The sequence below is a fragment of the Dietzia sp. UBA5065 genome, assembly GCA_002415925.1.
Taxonomy (GTDB): Bacteria; Actinomycetota; Actinomycetes; order Mycobacteriales; family Mycobacteriaceae; genus Dietzia.
In genome coordinates this window covers 1-521 of record DIAZ01000008.1, presented here as the reverse complement: position 1 = coordinate 521, position 521 = coordinate 1, and the positions used below count along the sequence as shown (strand labels likewise).

Genomic DNA, 521 nt, shown 5'->3' with positions numbered 1-521 from the left:
ACCGTCGACCGGGGCGCCCTCGCGGCCCTCGGGCGGGATCCGCGGGCGCTCGACGCCGTCACCCTCATGGTGGACGACGTGCGCCAGCTGGAGATCGCCCGGGATGCGGGGGCGGGCGGTGCGCGGGTGTGCGTCGACGTGGACGCGTCACTGAGGCTCGGTCCGATCCATCTGGGCGTCCGCCGCTCGCCGCTCCGGGGACCCGTGGAGGTCGAGCCGCTGGTCCGGAGCGCGGTGGGGCTCGGCTTCCGGGTGGTCGGCGCGATGTTCTACGAGGCGCAGGTCGCCGGCGTCCCCGACGACGTCCGCGGCGTCGGCCTGGTCAAGGCGCTGTCCATGCGCCGGCTCCTCGGACTGCGGGCGGCGGTGGCCGCGACCATCACCGACCTCACCGGGCAGCGACCGGAGATCGTCAACTCCGGCGGGTCCGGCTCCGTCGCCGAGAGCGCCGCCGACCCTGCGGTGACCGAGGTGACCGCGGGGTCCGGGCTGTACGTGCCCGGGCTGTTCGACCACTACCG

Annotated in this window: 1 pseudogene; it reads left to right on the top strand. The window is 75.6% G+C overall.

The window, feature by feature from the left end:
- Positions 1-521: pseudogene (locus B4M60_RS00720) on the top strand (amino acid deaminase/aldolase); the annotation flags it as partial.